The 15,543-nt window shown below is 45.9% G+C and carries 14 protein-coding genes; 4 read left to right on the top strand and 10 right to left on the bottom strand.

The genetic code is table 11. The features are described 5' to 3' along the window. Positions 1 to 36 precede the first annotated feature (36 nt). Positions 37 to 2,124, bottom strand: coding sequence for an acylase (locus SPI9445_RS0105140; protein ID WP_026079543.1), 2,088 nt, complete (start codon positions 2,122 to 2,124; stop codon positions 37 to 39). A gap of 52 nt (positions 2,125 to 2,176) precedes the next feature. Between SPI9445_RS0105140 and SPI9445_RS0105135 the strand changes: the two genes are divergently transcribed. After that, positions 2,177 to 2,581, top strand: a complete 405-nt coding sequence (locus tag SPI9445_RS0105135) for a hypothetical protein (protein ID WP_202803638.1) — start codon at positions 2,177 to 2,179, stop codon at positions 2,579 to 2,581. On the opposite strand, the gene SPI9445_RS0105130 is transcribed toward SPI9445_RS0105135, so the two are convergent. Continuing rightward, entirely contained in the window at positions 2,564 to 2,791 is a 228-nt protein-coding gene (locus SPI9445_RS0105130) for a hypothetical protein (RefSeq protein ID WP_420329758.1), read from the bottom strand. The genes SPI9445_RS0105135 and SPI9445_RS0105130 overlap by 18 nt on opposite strands. Before the next feature lie 472 nt (positions 2,792 to 3,263). Here SPI9445_RS0105130 and SPI9445_RS0105125 point away from each other — a divergent pair, with 472 nt between their 5' ends. Beyond that, positions 3,264 to 5,717 (top strand): dynamin-like GTPase family protein, encoded by a 2,454-nt coding sequence (locus tag SPI9445_RS0105125; protein ID WP_017303659.1) that lies wholly within the window; start codon positions 3,264 to 3,266, stop codon positions 5,715 to 5,717. 98 nt (positions 5,718 to 5,815) lie between these two features. Here the strand turns inward: SPI9445_RS0105125 and SPI9445_RS28200 are convergent, their stop codons facing one another. After that, complete coding sequence (locus SPI9445_RS28200; RefSeq protein WP_017303658.1) at positions 5,816 to 7,588, bottom strand: TPM domain-containing protein; 1,773 nt, start codon at positions 7,586 to 7,588, stop codon at positions 5,816 to 5,818. Positions 7,589 to 7,757: 169 nt separating this feature from the next. On the opposite strand from SPI9445_RS28200, the gene SPI9445_RS0105115 reads away from it, so the two are divergent. Beyond that, positions 7,758 to 8,525 (top strand): LemA family protein, encoded by a 768-nt coding sequence (locus tag SPI9445_RS0105115; protein WP_026079541.1) that lies wholly within the window; start codon positions 7,758 to 7,760, stop codon positions 8,523 to 8,525. A 206-nt stretch (positions 8,526 to 8,731) separates the two neighbouring features. Continuing rightward, complete coding sequence (locus tag SPI9445_RS0105110) at positions 8,732 to 8,980, top strand: Ycf34 family protein (RefSeq protein ID WP_017303656.1); 249 nt, start codon at positions 8,732 to 8,734, stop codon at positions 8,978 to 8,980. Positions 8,981 to 9,089: 109 nt separating this feature from the next. On the opposite strand, the gene arsC is transcribed toward SPI9445_RS0105110, so the two are convergent. The 7 genes from arsC to SPI9445_RS0105080 form a co-directional block, all read right to left on the bottom strand. Then, a complete protein-coding gene (gene arsC / locus SPI9445_RS0105105; protein WP_017303655.1) occupies positions 9,090 to 9,491 on the bottom strand; it encodes an arsenate reductase, glutathione/glutaredoxin type in 402 nt (133 codons plus the stop codon). Positions 9,492 to 9,503: 12 nt separating this feature from the next. Further along, positions 9,504 to 10,115, bottom strand: a complete 612-nt coding sequence (gene arsH / locus SPI9445_RS0105100) for an arsenical resistance protein ArsH (RefSeq protein WP_017303654.1) — start codon at positions 10,113 to 10,115, stop codon at positions 9,504 to 9,506. Next, positions 10,112 to 11,263 carry an ACR3 family arsenite efflux transporter gene (arsB, locus tag SPI9445_RS0105095; protein ID WP_033373964.1) on the bottom strand — a complete coding sequence of 384 codons (1,152 nt, stop codon included), beginning with the start codon at positions 11,261 to 11,263 and terminating at the stop codon, positions 10,112 to 10,114. The genes arsH and arsB overlap by 4 nt, the downstream gene beginning before the upstream one ends. Before the next feature lie 20 nt (positions 11,264 to 11,283). Beyond that, on the bottom strand, positions 11,284 to 12,318 hold the full coding sequence (locus SPI9445_RS0105090) for a PstS family phosphate ABC transporter substrate-binding protein (protein ID WP_017303652.1): 1,035 nt from the start codon (positions 12,316 to 12,318) through the stop codon (positions 11,284 to 11,286). 122 nt (positions 12,319 to 12,440) lie between these two features. Beyond that, entirely contained in the window at positions 12,441 to 12,623 is a 183-nt protein-coding gene (locus SPI9445_RS30330; RefSeq protein ID WP_164674469.1) for an AraC family transcriptional regulator, read from the bottom strand. Further along, the gene (locus tag SPI9445_RS0105085) at positions 12,598 to 12,921 is read right to left on the bottom strand and encodes an ArsR/SmtB family transcription factor (RefSeq protein WP_017303651.1); all 324 of its coding nucleotides are present in this window, start codon (positions 12,919 to 12,921) and stop codon (positions 12,598 to 12,600) included. Before SPI9445_RS0105085 ends, SPI9445_RS30330 begins: the two co-directional genes overlap by 26 nt. 332 nt (positions 12,922 to 13,253) lie before the next feature. Beyond that, entirely contained in the window at positions 13,254 to 15,539 is a 2,286-nt protein-coding gene (locus tag SPI9445_RS0105080; protein WP_017303650.1) for a SulP family inorganic anion transporter, read from the bottom strand. Positions 15,540 to 15,543: the final 4 nt, after the last annotated feature.

Genomic DNA, 15,543 nt, shown 5'->3' with positions numbered 1-15,543 from the left:
AAAAGGACAAAAGCCTTAACTTGTCAAAATGGGGACTTAAGGCAATTCCTGCCGCTCCTCTAAATGATCCTCAATCTCAGAACGAGTCCACCACAGAGGACGCATTTCTTGCTGGGCATATAAGGGAATTTGATCTCCTCGGTGGGGAGAGTGGGGCTGGGTGGCGTTGCCGTAAGGGTTGAGAACTTTGGCACGCAAGGGCTGGGAGAATTCAATCGCTGCCATATACCCATCTCCCCCCACAACTTGAAATTTTTGTCCCGCTATGGGTGAAATGTCTAGTACACTAAAACTCCCTAGTTGTCCAGAAGCCCCACTAGCTGGGCGTTCTAGGCTTCCATGTTTTAAACGCACACAATCACCCCATTCTACATCAATCTTACCACAAGCTAATTTCAGTTGTAAAGTACTATTTTCCAGAATTGAAACCGCTTGTTGAGGATTGCTTAATCCGTGGGGGGTGTTGAGGGGATCGGCGGGATTCCAAGGGGTGCTAAAGAGGGATTGTTGATTCATGGAGAGAAACCACATGGCAAAGAGTGCGGCGCCTTTACTGTTAGCATTGGCTTGTCTATCCCAGTGGGAGAGGATGTTTACTGCTTGTTGGATGAGAGGACGGGGGGAATCTTGGGCGGCGTTTATGAGATCATCAAGGAGACGATCGGCGAGTTCTAGGTGGCTGGAAAATTTTGCCTCTATCATCTGTTGTAAAGTCCAAGATGGAGAATTTAGGAGCATTTTGAGGGAGCGTTGTGTGCGAAAAATGTTTAATGCTCCGGTTAAGGAATTGGGGGCAAAATAGGCAGGATAGTCTTCCGGTTGTAGGAGGGGGGGAAAGGTGCTAGTCCAGGGAGGATCGTTGGTATTTTGTAACCAACCTGTGGCAGGATTAAGGAGTTGGGGTAAGTCTTGATAGGGGTGATAATGGGTCCATAAGGTGTTAGCTTGATGACCGGGGATTGTTTTTTTCCAGTCCTCCCAATTGCCTTGGGAATGTTGGGGGATGAGGGCGTTAAAAATATAGGCAATGTTGCCGGATTGATCGGCATATAAAAGGTTAAAGAGGGGCAGTTGTAGTTGAGATATGGCTTGTTGAAATTGTCGAAAATTGCGGGCTTCTGCCATCTGTAAGAATTGGGCGAGGATGTGGGGACGGTCTAAGCCTGCGACTTTGAGGGCGATCGCCTTTTGGTCATTTTTCTCTAGAATTACGCCGTGGAGCGAGCGTTCGACGATCAGGGATTCGGTGCGAAAATGGCCGTCGGGTTGTTTAATTTTGAGGTGCTTTTCTACCCGGTCAAAGGGGCGGACTCCCCCCTCCCATTGGTAGCCCTCCCCCGCTAGGTTGAGTTCGTAGAAGGTTCTGCCGTTGTAGGTGTTGACGGTAGCCGTCCAGCCAAGGTGTTGATTAAAGGCGATCGCTAACATAGGCATTCCCACTAAGGCCGCCCCATAGAGTTTGGTCTGGGGAGTTTCCCAATGGGCTTCATACCATAAATAAAAATCCTGCCAGGGGAGGTGAGGATTAGCAAGGAGTAAGGCATTTTGGCTTTGAGAACGACTGGGTGCGATCGCCCAACCATTGGACCCTTGAGGGAGTCGGGAATTCCTAACAGGAGGACTGAGAAACTGGAAATGAATCACCCGTTGCAGATGGGCTAAAACATCAACTCCTGTGAGGGGAAATACCACCTTTAAAGAGTCGGCTAATAACTGGGGATGTTCTTGACCATAACGGTTCATTCCCCCGGCAAAAGCATCTAAATAGCGTCGCATTTGGGGTGTTTGGGAACGATACCATTGTTGCGCCCGTTCGGGAATCCCCATCTGATGAACATAGCGGTCTGAAGGGAGATAATCCTCCCCCCAATATTCAGCCGCCCTGCCTCGACTTTGCCCATAGAGGCGTAAAATTAAATTGCCGTGACTGTGCATTTGGGCATAGCCAAATCCGGTTAAGACCTGTTCTAAATCGGGCGCAAAAATATGGGGAACTCCCCAAGTATCCCAGAGGATTTCTGTGTGCTGATGGCTCATCTGATTCGACATTCCCAAGGAAAGGACAAGAGTAATAGTACAAAGAAGCAGGGAGAACCATAAGCCGAGGCGTTGAGTTAAAATCATCCTTAAGTTAAGCGAGTGCGCAGGATTGCGCTTTAATAATGGATCATCATTTATGAATTCTCCTATGTTTGATTCTGTTGCTCCCTTTACCCCTCAACAAATTGTTTATTTAGAAGCACATCTGGAACAGGAATCTTGTGGTGCTTATGCCCGTCTTTATGGGGAGGTTATCCAATGGATTCCCCAGCGCGGGATGTGTTGGGTGCGTCCTCTGTTCTGGGTCAAATATTCCGACCCAGAAACGGATCCTCAAGTGGAGGATTTGCGACAAGCCTCGGATTTAGTTTGGCCCGATCATGGGTTTCAAGTGGCTTTAGATACAGAAACCATTCCGCTTTTGGTACAACTAAATCCCCGTGATGGATTCGTGCCGGATTCAGCACAACAAGCGATCGCACGACAACGTTTAAATCGAGTGATGAAATTTTTTTGGCGGCATTCAGACACTAGACACTAACTGAATTCGTCCGGCATCCATTTCCGCCATCAACAATTCTAATGCCTCATAGTCTACCTCGGAAATATGACCCAAGCGGGTTAATTCCTCATTAATGCCATTTTCAATTTCCGGGGTGAGTCTCTTAATATAGAGGGCTTTTTCTACTAAGAGTCGAATGATATGTGAAGTATCCACGATGGTTCCAGCAGAATTTGATTTGTCCCTCATCTTCTGCTAGTTTCCCGCGAACTACTGTGATCTTTTTACAGGTTGCCTCGTGATTTATATCACAGCTTTATCCTGCCATCACAAAAAATTCCCGGCACCTCTTGAATCTCTTCTGCCCTGTAACTCAAGAAAAATAATCATTTGCGGACACCTTAAGCCTCAACGGCACAGAACAAGAGTAAAGTTTTCTCAAAGTAGACGGGAGGGACTCTCAGAAAAAACACGAATGCCACTGTCCTAATGTCTTCAGTATTTTCAAGGAGAAACCGCCATTTCAGGTTAATCTTTTTTTCAGTAATTCCCTTGCATTTCCTATCATATTTGCTGCATTTACACAAGCGTCAAAGACCGTAAAAAAAGATTAAATTTATGGTCAATCATTTTACCCAGTCGGAAAATTTGCTATCTTTCCGAAAGAGGACAATGATTCTCTGTAGCTATAAATGTTCTAGCCTAAAGAATCGGGGTAATAATGAGTCAAGACTATCCGCAATGCGCCAACCTGAAAGACCAAGTAAACGCTCTCTTGCAACTGTTACAACAAGAACCACACTTGCGCACTCAATACAGTACCCGAGAGATTGAACATTCCCTCAATAAAGCCATTGCACCGAAATTTGAAATTGTCTTTGCTGGGGCATTCAGTGCAGGTAAATCCATGTTGATTAATGCCCTGTTAGAACGGGAATTACTCTACAGTGCAGAAGGACACGCCACCGGTACAGAATGTTATATTGAATACGCCACCCCAGAAGAGGAACGAGTCGTTTTAACCTTCCTCAGCGAGTCAGAAATTCGCGAACAAGTGCAACTGGTTTGTCAACGTTTAGGTTTAAGCTTAGAGGGCAATATTAACCAGTCTGATGTGACGGAAGGCCTAAAGACTAAAGCCCAGAATATCATTGAACAAGAGGGAGGGGAAAGTAAATCAGAATACGCCAAACAAGCCAAAGCCTTAATTTTATTATTAGAAGGCTTCCAACAGAACCGAGATCGCATTGCTACCTTAGAGAATAAAATTTATTCTATGGATCAATTAGGCTTTTCTAATCTGAGTAAAGCCGCCGATTATGCCCGACGGGGGAGCAACAGTGCTGTATTAAAACGCTTGCAATATTATTGCTATCATCCCCTGTTAGAAGATGGTAATGTGTTAGTGGATCTACCGGGAATTGATGCCCCGGTGCAGAAAGATGCTGACCTAACCTACCGTAAAATTGAAGATCCCGAAACATCCGCCGTCATCACCATTTTAAAACCTGCGGCGGCGGGGGATATGACCACCGAAGAGACGGAATTGTTGGAAAAAATTAAAACAAATCCGGGGATTCGGGATCGGGTGTTTTATGTCTTTAACCGGATTGACCAAACCTGGTATAACGCCCAACTCCGTCAACGGTTAGACAACCTAATTCAAAGTCAATTCCGCGACACGACACGGATTTATAAAACCAGTGGACTGTTAGGCTTTTATGGCAGTCAGATTAAACAGACCACAGGACGCGATCGCTTTGGACTCGATTCTATCTTTACTGCAAGTGTCAAAGGCATTGGAGGAGAGGAAGAAACCCCCCAATTTGTCAGCGAATTTAATAACTATTGTGCCAACTCCGGCAAACTCACCAGTAGCCCTTTCCGGGTGTCTGTGAATAGTTATGAAACGGCCAATGAAAACTATGTGCGTATTTTGAGTGAGTGGGGAACTCCCCTGATTGAACAGTTAATTACCGACAGTGGGATTGAAAGTTTTCGCCGTGCCATCACCCAGTATTTAACCGAAGAAAAACGCCCCCAACTCTTCACCACCCTAGCCAGTGATTTACAGCCCCTTTGTATTGGTCTTAAAAATTACTACAACAGTCAACGGCAAGACTTGCAAAGTCAACCCCGTGAAATTGATGCCATGAAAGCGCAGGAGTTGGACAAACTCAACCAACAACTGCAAACCATTGGCGGTCAGTTTGAGGCACATTTATCACAAAAAGTCAATCAAATTATTGCCCGAGAAGATTTAGAATTTGAGCGAGATTTTACCCTGTTAAAGCAGCAAATGGTCGCTAAACTCGATGAGCTCTTACAGACTTTCTCGGTGTTAGATGCTTACAAAAAAGCCACAGGAAGCCATAGTCGCAATTCCACAGCTCCCTTCTTAGCGGTTTTAGTTGAAGCCCTCTATTCCTTGTCCAATGAATTGGAAGATGTGTTAGTTGAATATGGACAAATCATTATGAGGAACTTCTGTCAGCGACTCTTAGAGTGGGTAAAAACCACTGAATGTTACCGGGATTTATACCGTTTATTAGGCAAAGATGGAGGAATTGAACAACAGTTCAAACACTTGGAACAGTTATTACTAGAGCTAGTGGAGAATGCAGCCCGTGCAGAATGCGATCGCTATGTGCGGGAAAGTCCTCGCTTTTATAATGAGGGAACTTTCTCTATCTATCAATTCCGGCAAACCTTACAACAAACTTCCCAAAGTTATGGGGCGGAAAGCATTGTAGAGGCAGAACCTGCCATTCGTCAACTGTTAAAGTTAGACTTTGAACCCAAAGTTTCCGCTACTATTCGCAGTGAATTCCGACAAGTCATTGATAACATGATTAAAACGCGGGTCATTCCTTTAGCGCAACAGTACCGAGTCGATATTTTGCAAAAATACGACCAAGCGCGGGCGTATTTAGAGCAAACCTTAGAGAAGGAAGCGGAGTTAAAGATTGCTCAAAATGAGCGAAATTTAGAAGAAGTCGAGGAAAAAATTGCCATCTACAATGAGGCAGTACAAGGTCTTAACGCTTGCTTACAGTCCATGAATCTCTATAGTGGACAATTGCCGATGATTACCAATGATGTCGTCATCATCCCGGAATTAGTGGTCGAAGCAGGAGAAGAATTGCCCCAAGAGGAGAGTAGTGACATCCTCTAAGAGGGGCTTGAATAGGGAATAGGGAGTAGGGAATAGGGAATAGTAATCAACTCCCCAACTCTTGCCTATTCCCTCTTACCTTGACAACAAAAAGCTCCCTAAAATCCTCTGCCTGCACCCCCGCCCCCACTACTCCCTCCGCCAAAACTACCCCCACCACCGCTACTGCTACTCGAAGAAGAAGAAGAAGAAGAGGTAACACGGGGAATTACTCGCTCCGATTGTTTGCGATAACTACAACATTCACAAGTGTCTATAATACGCTCTAATCCGGTGCTATGTTCTGTTGCAGAAATCACCGTTGTAGATGTACTCGATACCGTAAACTCTTTCCCAATAGGACATTCTGAATATTTCTGTCCTAAGCCAGTGTTAATATAAGCTTTGAGATAAACTTCTTCACGGCGGACAGAGTGATTTTTAGGAGTCCACCATCCCTCAAAAAAGGTGCTGTCTAATTGTTGGGCTTTTTTTTGATGCTGATTGAGGACAGAAAGGAGCATTTCTGAGTTTAAAAGCTGCATGGGGGATTGAGAGTTGGCGTTATAAATAGGGCGTAAAGAACGCTGATTTTCTGATTTTTGAAACCGCCATTGGATGAGTTCTCGTGCTACTGGAAAACAGCCGAATAAACTAATAATAGCCGCCGCAAATCCGCTAACTGTTAGGTGACTAAAATAGTCCAAGAATAGTTCTACAATGCCACGCATATAGCCCCATTGTTCTAAGTTTAACAACACCCAAAAAAAGACAAGGATTAATGTAACGAAGAAACTTATAATAATGCTAGTAACAGCAGAGAGAAGACGGTCATTTCGGGGGGTAATGGTCATCAATAGAACAAGAGCGATCGCCTCCCACAGGAAACGGAGGTCTACAATGCCCGGTACAACGATGATTAAAGTCCCTAGGATAATCAAGCCTAGTAAAATCGTCCAGGTTCGTAGACGCTGATTTAGTTTTTTTGTACTGACGGCGGCTTTATAAGTGAAGAAAAGAAAGATAACTGTCACCAATAATACTCCCCCAAAGAGAGCTAATTCTGGTGAGCGATGGGACAGGGTAAAAATCGGTAAAATGGTTACAGCAAATAAAACACAAAATACTCCTGCTCTCATAAATAAATAGATGGAAAAATCACTGCCATCTACGCCTTTAATGCGTTTATATTCTCCAGGATTGACCAATACAGGTTTTCTAGAAAATCCCTGAGAAATATTGTATAATACACCGGATAGAATCGCGGTAAATCCTGTCATTAACCAGACAAAATTTGGTAACTCTAAAGAAGGAACTAAAGCGGGATCAAACGTTTGAGACTCTAGGACTTCAATTAAAGCTTTAGTTCCCTCTAAAATCCCCTGATTAAAATCATCATTGCGGAAATACGGCACCACATGATCATCTAAAATACGCCCCACTCTTCCATCGGGTAAAATTCCCTCTATCCCATATCCCGTTTCAATTTCAACCCGCCGATCTCCCACGGAAGTTAAAAACAAAATCCCGTTATCTTGTCCCACTTTCCCAATTCCCCACAGATTAAACAGTTGGGTGGCAAAATCTTTAGGAGTCAATAATTCGTTGGTTTGGGGAATGGTAACAACGGCAATTTCTGCACCATTTTTCGCTTCTAATTCTGTAATTATTTGATTTAACTGGGCTTCTGTGGCAGAATCGATAACATTAGCCATATCTGTTACCCAGCCCCCGGAAACTTGGCGAGGATTGGGAACTTGTGCCGGGGTGACAGCATAACTGGGAGCAGGATGTAAAAGTAGTGTAAAACTTAAACAGACAAAGATTAAAGCTCCGAGTAGAAATGTTCGGACTTTTGGCTGATTTTTTAGTTTAATTTTAGGATATATCATGGTTGATCGGCGGAAACGACACAAAAATCTATGCTATATTGTAGTTCGTTTATTTGAGAGTCAGAGAATTGTTCAAAAAAATTTATATTAAATCTTGAACTATTAACTAAGGTCTATTTTTGTGTTTGATATTATTATAGAGGCAGTGGAGTTAAAAGGCGATTGGTTCATGAAAGATTCAAATGAGCAGATTCCCGAAGAATTAGCAGATGAAGTGTTAGAAGTTGCGTCTCGGTTGTATCAAGAAACGCAAAGTAGTTATTCTCTGAATCAGTTGGAACAAGCGGGATCAGAGGTTTCGATTCCGCCAGAATTTATTCAAAAGGCGATCGCACAAGTAGAAGCCCGACAGAAACAAGCGGCGATCGCCAAACAAGAAAAAGATCAGCGTAAAGTCGCCCTAACCTATGGGGGGATTGCGGTTGGGGTGATGGTGCTATTGTGGGGAATCTTCACCTACAATGGTATGGCAGAACGTCAACAACAAGCGGAGGCGGCTTGGGCCCAGGTGGAAAATCAACTGCAACGACGGGCGGATTTAATCCCCAATTTATTGGCAGTCACTCAGGCACAAGCGCAACAAGAACAAGAAATTGTGCGTTTATTAACCCAGTCGAGAGAGCAGTATTTACAGGCTAATTCTCAACAAGAAAAAATGGCTGCAACGACTGAAATGAATCGGGCGATTGGACAGTTTAATCAATGGGTTATTTCTCAGCCTGAATTAGGTTCATCTCGGGTTTTTATTGGGCTGCAAGATGAGTTAGCGGGAACGGAAAATCGCATTGCTACGGAACGACTACGATATAATCGAGCGATTCAACAATATAATCAATTTGTGGGACGCTTTCCTAATTCAATTCTGGCAGAAATTGGGGGATTCCAGGCCAAGCCCTATTTTCAAGCCGAGAATACAGAATTGCCAAGAATTGAATAGAGTTTTCACCCAGTGGACACTCTGCGGGATGCTCGGGGAATTTCTGAGGATTTGAGGCATTTTGCGTCAGATTGGGTAGGTTTTCGGCTTCTGTAGTTAGCCCTTGCGCCACAGTTCGGGAAAAATCCTGTTAGAATTGAGCAAACTTGAATCAGTTGTTTTAACCCGAAAGATTGTTTGCAGATTGTTCAGTGGGAGCAGAACCCATGTGTATTTGTATTAATTGTCATTATGTGGATCGCTGTATAACCTATCATGCCGTGGAACACCAACATCAACAACCCCATTTAACGGAAAATCCTACCTTTGAACCCCAAGAACCCTCAATTAATGTCAATATTCGACCGCAAGAGGACTATATTGAGATGGAATGGGATGTTGTGGGGTGTGAGAGTTTCTTAGAGGAAGCGGGGAAATGGATGAAATTACGCCCCGGTGAACCTGTTCCTACCTAGCTCAGAGGGTGCGTCAGCCCTTAAGATGCTCCTTGTCGTCTTCTGTTAATCCATCACGACTGGGACGCTTTCATTTTGCTTGACGCACCGTTTACTGAACCAAGCCCAACTAGACTGACTGTTTCAGGTTCTCGATTAACTGTTCCACCCGGGCTTTCACTTCATCCCGTACCCGAGGGAAAATCTCCGGTTGTTCAGCCGGATCCTCCAGTTGCCAATCCTCAAACACCTCCCGCGTCAACCATTCTGGGGGTAAACTCACCCCACAGCCACAAAGGGAAATCACCACATCAAAATCTTCCGGTTTAAAGTCTCCTAACGCTTTAGACTCTTGCTCTCGGATATCAATGCCGATTTCGTCCATGGCAGCGATCGCACCCGGATTGACCTGACTGGCCTCTAATCCTGAACTGGTAATACTTACCCCCTCCCCCGCTAACCGTTTAGCGAAGGCCTCCGCCATTTGGGAGCGGGCCGAATTCTTCTTACAAACAAACATCACGCGCTTCATTTGGCTTTCCTTTTATCCTTGATTGGCTTTCCGTTCGCTGTAGCGGTCTGTGAGATAATCCACCTTATCCCGCAATAACAGCGTGAATTTATACAGTTCCTCCATCACATCCACCACGCGATCGCGGTAAGGAGAATTTTTCATCGTTCCATCCTCATTAAACTCTTGATAAGCTTTAGCCACCGAAGACTGATTAGGAATGGTAAACATCCGCATCCAACGGCCTAAAATGCGCAGAGTATTCACCGCATTAAACGACTGGGACCCCCCACTCACCTGCATCACCGCCAAGGTTTTCCCCTGAGTAGGTCGCACAGCACCGATATTCAAAGGAATCCAATCAATTTGATTTTTCAAAATCCCGGTGATATTGCCGTGCATTTCCGGGGAAGACCAAACTTGACCCTCGGACCACTGACTTAAAGCGCGCAACTCCTGCACCTTGGGATGGGATTCCTCCACTTGTCCCCGCAGAGGTAAGTCGTGGGGATGGAAAAACTTGACCTCGGCTCCCATATCCGTGATAATGCGCGCTGCCTCCTCCGCTAACAGGCGACTGTAGGAACGCTCGCGCAGGGAGCCGTATAAAAACAAAATGCGGGGGGGGTGATCAAAATTGCTCATAGACAGTCTTTCAAACAACGAGGATCCAATAAAGTCGCCTTTTCCGGTTCACGGGGGAACCAAAAGGCCGTCCGTTTGCAAAACTCCACTAACATCAACATGACGGGAACTTCAATCAGTACCCCGACGACCGTAGCTAAGGCAGCACCAGAATTTAGACCAAACAACATCACCGCCGTTGCGATCGCCACTTCAAAATGATTACTCGCCCCAATCAACGCCGCCGGAGCCGCATCCTCATAGGACATTTTCAATTTTAAAGCCGCCACATAAGCGATTAAGAAAATGAAATTAGTTTGGATAAACAACGGCACCGCAATCAGCAAAATATGCAGAGGATTTTCAATAATTACATCCCCCTTAAAAGCAAAAAGCAACACCAACGTTAGTAACAAAGCCGTCACGGCAACAGGACTTAGATAGTTTAAGAAAACTTGCTCAAACCAAGCCTTACCCTTATGCTTCATAATCCAATAACGGCTATACATTCCTGCCGCCAAAGGTAAACCCACATAAACAAACACCGACAAAACAATTGTTTGCCAAGGCACAATCAAATTACTTTCCGCCAGTAACCATTTCCCCAACGGCGCATAGAGAAATAACATCGTCAGAGAATTAACCGCCACCATCACCAACGTATGGCCTTGATTACTATAGGATAAATACCCCCACATCAAGACCATTGCCGTACAGGGAGCAATCCCCAACAAAATCGCTCCGGCAATATAAGACGTGGCAAAAGTCACCGATTCCCCCCGGATGATTTCTGTCCCACTTAAAAAGGGAGCAAACAACCACCCTAAAAAGAACTGGGCAAAAAACAACATGGTGAAAGGCTTAATTAACCAATTGACCACCAAGGTTAAAACTACAGGTTTAGGGGTCTTTGCCGCCTGCACCGTTTGACTAAAATCAATCTTAACCATGATAGGATACATCATGAAAAAGAGACAAATAGCGATGGGAATAGACACATTATAAACACTCATTGCGTCCAAACCTCGGGCAACACCGGGCAATAGTTTCCCTAAACCAATGCCCACCAAAATACACAAAATAACCCAGACGGTGAGGTATTTTTCAAAAACGTTTAAAGTGCCACCCGCTTGGACAGCTTGGGTATTCACTCGGGATGATTCACTCATGAGATTGTGGTAAAAAACAGCTAAAATTTAGCAGGTTGACGTAACATATCGGGTAAGGTGAGATCAAATTGAGATTTTCCCCCAAAAACCGTTCCCACTTCGCCCTTATAGAGGATGATCTTTCCCAACTCATAGGCTTCTTCCGGCAGAGGAATATAGCCAATTTTTTCAGCAATTCGTTCCCCATTATCCAGATAAAACTGAATAAAGTCTTGCAACGCGGGATTTTTCTGTGCCATTGCCAAATTGACATAGATAAACAAAGGACGACCCAAGGGTTGATAGGTAGCATCCGCTACCGTTTCCCGTGAGGGTAAAACTTCGCCTTTCCCGTTGTCAATAGCTAACGCCTTTAAGCGGTGTTGGTTTTGTTCATAGTAAGCCAAGCCAAAATAGCCCATTGCGTTAACATCTTGACTCACTGCTTGAACGGTTAAATTATCATCTTCATTCCCCACATAATCTTTACGACTGACTTTAATTTCAGCCATTACAGCCTCATTAAAATAGTCGTAGGTGCCGGAATCTACATCAGCTCCAAAAAGATTAATCGGACGGTCCGGTAAACTAGAACGGATTTGATTCCAGTTTCGGATTTGCCCTTCCGCGTTGGGATGCCAGAGGGTTTTTAACTCCTGTAAGGTGATGCTATCAATCCAGTTATTTTGTGGGTTCACCACAACGGTTAAAGCATCAAAAGCAACGGGAATTTCTAGATAGGGAACTTTATTATCCCGACAGGCCACAATTTCCTCTTGATTAATGGGACGAGAGGCCCCACTAATTTGGGTTTCCCCCCGGCAGAATTTTCTAAATCCCCCACTGGTGCCGGAGATTTCCACCGTAATCTGAGCGGGGGGTTTTGTGCCTTGTTCCTTGGTTTGACTCTGGGCTTGGAATTCCTCAACTACTGCTTGAGTGATGGGGTAGACGGTGCTAGAACCATCAATGCGGATGGGTTGGGGTGTTTGGGACTGAGCTTGATTACAAGCGGCCAGAAGAAGGGCAGAGGCGACACTGAGGGCGCTGGTTTTGAGTGAGCTTGTTAAGGCCATAGTGCTTTTTGAGATTCGATAAACATTATATATCAAAAATATTTGATATAAACATTAAGGGAACTTAAAGGGGAGGTAAATGGGGGAGCAGGGGAATAGTGAATAGCCAAAACTCTTTTATTTTAGGGAACAGGGAACAGGGGGGAGGGGGAGAGGGAATAGGGAATAATTCTTGATTCCTCGACTCCCAACTCCCTAGGGCGCAAGCATTGCGCCCCTACACCGACTCCCAACTCCCAACTCCCCACCCCCAACTCCCGACTCCCGACTCCCGACTTCCTATTCTTGACAAGGACGAGCGGCAATAATGGGGCTAAAACGGCGTAATTCGGCGAAATACTGCTCTAAAACCACAAATTGACTCAGATTGAGGCGGTAATAAATCCAGCGTCCCTCTTGACGAGGGAGGATGAGATTGGCGGATTTGAGGATTTTGAGGTGAAAGGACAGTTTAGACTGGGCAACGGTGAGGCGATCGCCTAATTCGCAAACACACAACTCCTCAGCCCGCAGGAGGTCGATGATTTGCAGCCGTAGGGGATCGGATAAAGCCTGAAAACTAGCTTGTAGGGTGGTGGCATCACTAGGAGAGGATAGTTGCATCAATTTTATTTGAAATATTTGCTGGGTATTATAGGCCAAGGTTCGCGGCAGATTCAATCCTCACCCAAGGAGGCAATGGGTGTCATCGAAGAGAGTTAACGCGCCCCGCTTTCACAATAGCATCGGCTGCTGTCAAAATATCTGACTCAGTGAGCAATGTTGTTGGAGAAAGTGAAACCTACCGTTTACCCGGAGGAGTGCTGTGTCTGTAACGAATCTCTACTGCGAAGGAGGCTGTGACATCCTCCCGACACCGACCCTAGGGGTACGGTGCGGGCTTCCCCATATCACTATGAGGCTTTCCTGTTTCTACGAGAGGAGACTGATTTCTCTTAATCCCAACGCACCCCCTTATTAATAGCCCGTTGCCGTTCATTTAAACGCTCCTCACAGAGCAATTGCAACAGAAAATGTTCAAACTGGAGGGCAAGGTCTGGGGCTTCTTGGGAGAGGTGCTGAAGGGCAGCAGGGGAGAGATAATAAAGTAAGCTGGGTTGGTCTGTAATGACGGAAGAAAGACGGACTTGATCACTAGATAACCCCGTTTTGCCGACAATACTCCCCGGATTAAACCGCCATAAGCGATTGATTTCCCCGTCAGATTGTTCTAGATAGGCGCTGAGTTGACCCGAGGCGACTAAATATAATCCCTCGGCCGTATCCCCTTGATGGAAGAGGGTATGAGCGGCCGGGAACTCTCTGGGTTCGAGATAGTGGAGAAATTTCTGTACTTTGGCGATATCTCCAAAGACGGCCTGAAGTTCAAGAATTAACTGTTCTGATTGCATCTGTTCCAACCATTGATCTAAGTCGGGAAACAGACGACGGTAGGGAAAGAGATGATGGTGGATGATCTGATCTTCGCACCATTCTAAGGCTCGCTCCAAATCGGGGAAAATATTCCACTGTTGACAGTGGGGTTGAGGATGGTCAAAACAGCCGCCTTGTTGCAGTTGGGAGAGTAGAGAGGGGCGCAGATGACTAAAAACAAGGGTGATCTCGTGTTGGCTGGCGATTTGCTGAATACGGACAAAACTCCGGACGGCGGAGGAGTCTAACCCGGAGACTTGACTAAAATCGAGGAGGATAAAGCGAATCTTGGCATTGATGTCAAGTTTTGGGTCTTCTTGGGTGGGGGCGAGGAGACGCTGTTGAATGTATTCTAGGAGTTTGTGGGCGGTGCCGAAAAAGAGGAATTGATGGAGGACTAAAATCAAGATTTGTTGTCCTTTTTGGGCAAGGATGCGCTTTTGGTAGGGGAGGCGAATCACTTGGCTGGGGTAGGATGCGCCGGAAAAGGTGAGTTGGACGGGGTTAATGCGGCTATAGTTTACGGCAAAGGTGGCGATCGCAACGGCTAATCCTAAACTCACTCCTTCCAAAAAACCAAAGCTGGCCACCACCAATAAAATCCCCCAGACAATAACATAATCTAAACGGGGTAACTTGTGCCGCGCTTCAATCACCCATTCCCAGAGGAAGCCAAACCCTAAAAACAAGGTTAACCCCCCTAAAACAAACTTGGGCAAAAAAGCCACCATGGTAGAGCCACAAATCAAGGCAATGGCAGACACGACGGCCACTCCCACCCCCACTAAGCGGCTTTTTGCCCCCATGCGATAGGGTAGCACCGAAGAGCCGAGGGCATGGTAGCTAATAGCGCCACTGCCGAATCCTGCCACTAAATTCCCTAGGCCAACGGTGCGCAGTTCCTGATCTAAGTCCATATCCTGAGCCACAGCCAATTCAATGCCACTGACGTTTAATAACAAACTGACCACGCTTACTAGGGCAATGGTGGCAAAGTGGGGGGTTTGTTGCCAAAGGACAGACCATTCAATCTGGGTGAGGTGTTGCCAAGTCAGGGGATGCCATAATCCTCCCTCGGTGTTGTTGGCTAATAACCATCCTTCCACCCGGGCGGTGTTGATCTCGGTTTGGGTGAGGCCTAAGACAGCGTAAAAAAGGGCGATCGCACCCAACAGACTCCCCGGCACCACAGACCAGTGATTGTAACGCCGAGAGAGCATTAACAACCCGGTGCCGAATACTACCCCACTAAACCAATGATAGAAAATATCGGCCTGAAAAAAACTGGGCAGGGTGGTAAAGGTCAAAGGACGGGCGGCCATCGCTTGCAGGGGACTGCGCACCAATAACCAACCACTCCCAGCAATAAACCCCCCAATGACAGGGTAGGGAAAAAAGCGGATCAGATTGCCCAGTTTGAGCCATCCCAGACCCCAAAAGGCACAGGCTGTAATTAGGGTGGAAAGTGCGATCGCCGCAATCGTGGTTAAAAACAGCGCCTCCCCCGTAGCTTCCGGGGACATTTGCGCCACAATAGGCGGCACCAAGAGGGCTAAAACCGCCGTAGATTGGGGTTGAGGGTGAGCCACCACATTCTCGGCCGAACTGGTCAGCGCCAGCCAAAAACTCACCACAGCGCCACTAAACAACAACATCCCAATTCCCCAGGGGAGATACTCCGTCAAGGGACCTGAAAAGATAAACACCGCATAGGAGAAACACAAACTCACCCGAATAATCCCCACCACCACCCCGGCCGTTAAGCTAGGAATCAAGCGATTGGGTTGGAGTTCCTCTCTAAAGTTCATACAA

Source organism: Spirulina subsalsa PCC 9445 (assembly GCF_000314005.1).
Classification (GTDB): Bacteria; Cyanobacteriota; Cyanobacteriia; order Cyanobacteriales; family Spirulinaceae; genus Spirulina_A; species Spirulina_A subsalsa.
Note: the sequence above shows the minus strand (reverse complement) of the source record. Positions and strands in the feature narration are given on the sequence as shown.

What these genes read in the sequence shown, in the direction of transcription:
- arsB (WP_033373964.1), bottom strand. Translation starts at nt 11,263, where the DNA reads ATGAGTGAATCATCCCGAGTGAATACCCAAGCTGTCCAAGCGGGTGGC.
- SPI9445_RS0105135 (WP_202803638.1), top strand. Translation starts at nt 2,177, where the DNA reads ATGAATTCTCCTATGTTTGATTCTGTTGCTCCCTTTACCCCTCAACAA.
- SPI9445_RS0105125 (WP_017303659.1), top strand. Translation starts at nt 3,264, where the DNA reads ATGAGTCAAGACTATCCGCAATGCGCCAACCTGAAAGACCAAGTAAAC.
- SPI9445_RS0105115 (WP_026079541.1), top strand. Translation starts at nt 7,758, where the DNA reads ATGAAAGATTCAAATGAGCAGATTCCCGAAGAATTAGCAGATGAAGTG.
- arsC (WP_017303655.1), bottom strand. Translation starts at nt 9,491, where the DNA reads ATGAAGCGCGTGATGTTTGTTTGTAAGAAGAATTCGGCCCGCTCCCAA.
- SPI9445_RS0105140 (WP_026079543.1), bottom strand. Translation starts at nt 2,124, where the DNA reads ATGATTTTAACTCAACGCCTCGGCTTATGGTTCTCCCTGCTTCTTTGT.
- SPI9445_RS0105085 (WP_017303651.1), bottom strand. Translation starts at nt 12,921, where the DNA reads ATGCAACTATCCTCTCCTAGTGATGCCACCACCCTACAAGCTAGTTTT.
- SPI9445_RS28200 (WP_017303658.1), bottom strand. Translation starts at nt 7,588, where the DNA reads ATGATATATCCTAAAATTAAACTAAAAAATCAGCCAAAAGTCCGAACA.
- SPI9445_RS0105080 (WP_017303650.1), bottom strand. Translation starts at nt 15,539, where the DNA reads ATGAACTTTAGAGAGGAACTCCAACCCAATCGCTTGATTCCTAGCTTA.
- SPI9445_RS0105110 (WP_017303656.1), top strand. Translation starts at nt 8,732, where the DNA reads ATGTGTATTTGTATTAATTGTCATTATGTGGATCGCTGTATAACCTAT.
- SPI9445_RS0105090 (WP_017303652.1), bottom strand. Translation starts at nt 12,318, where the DNA reads ATGGCCTTAACAAGCTCACTCAAAACCAGCGCCCTCAGTGTCGCCTCT.
- arsH (WP_017303654.1), bottom strand. Translation starts at nt 10,115, where the DNA reads ATGAGCAATTTTGATCACCCCCCCCGCATTTTGTTTTTATACGGCTCC.
- SPI9445_RS0105130 (WP_420329758.1), bottom strand. Translation starts at nt 2,791, where the DNA reads ATGAGGGACAAATCAAATTCTGCTGGAACCATCGTGGATACTTCACAT.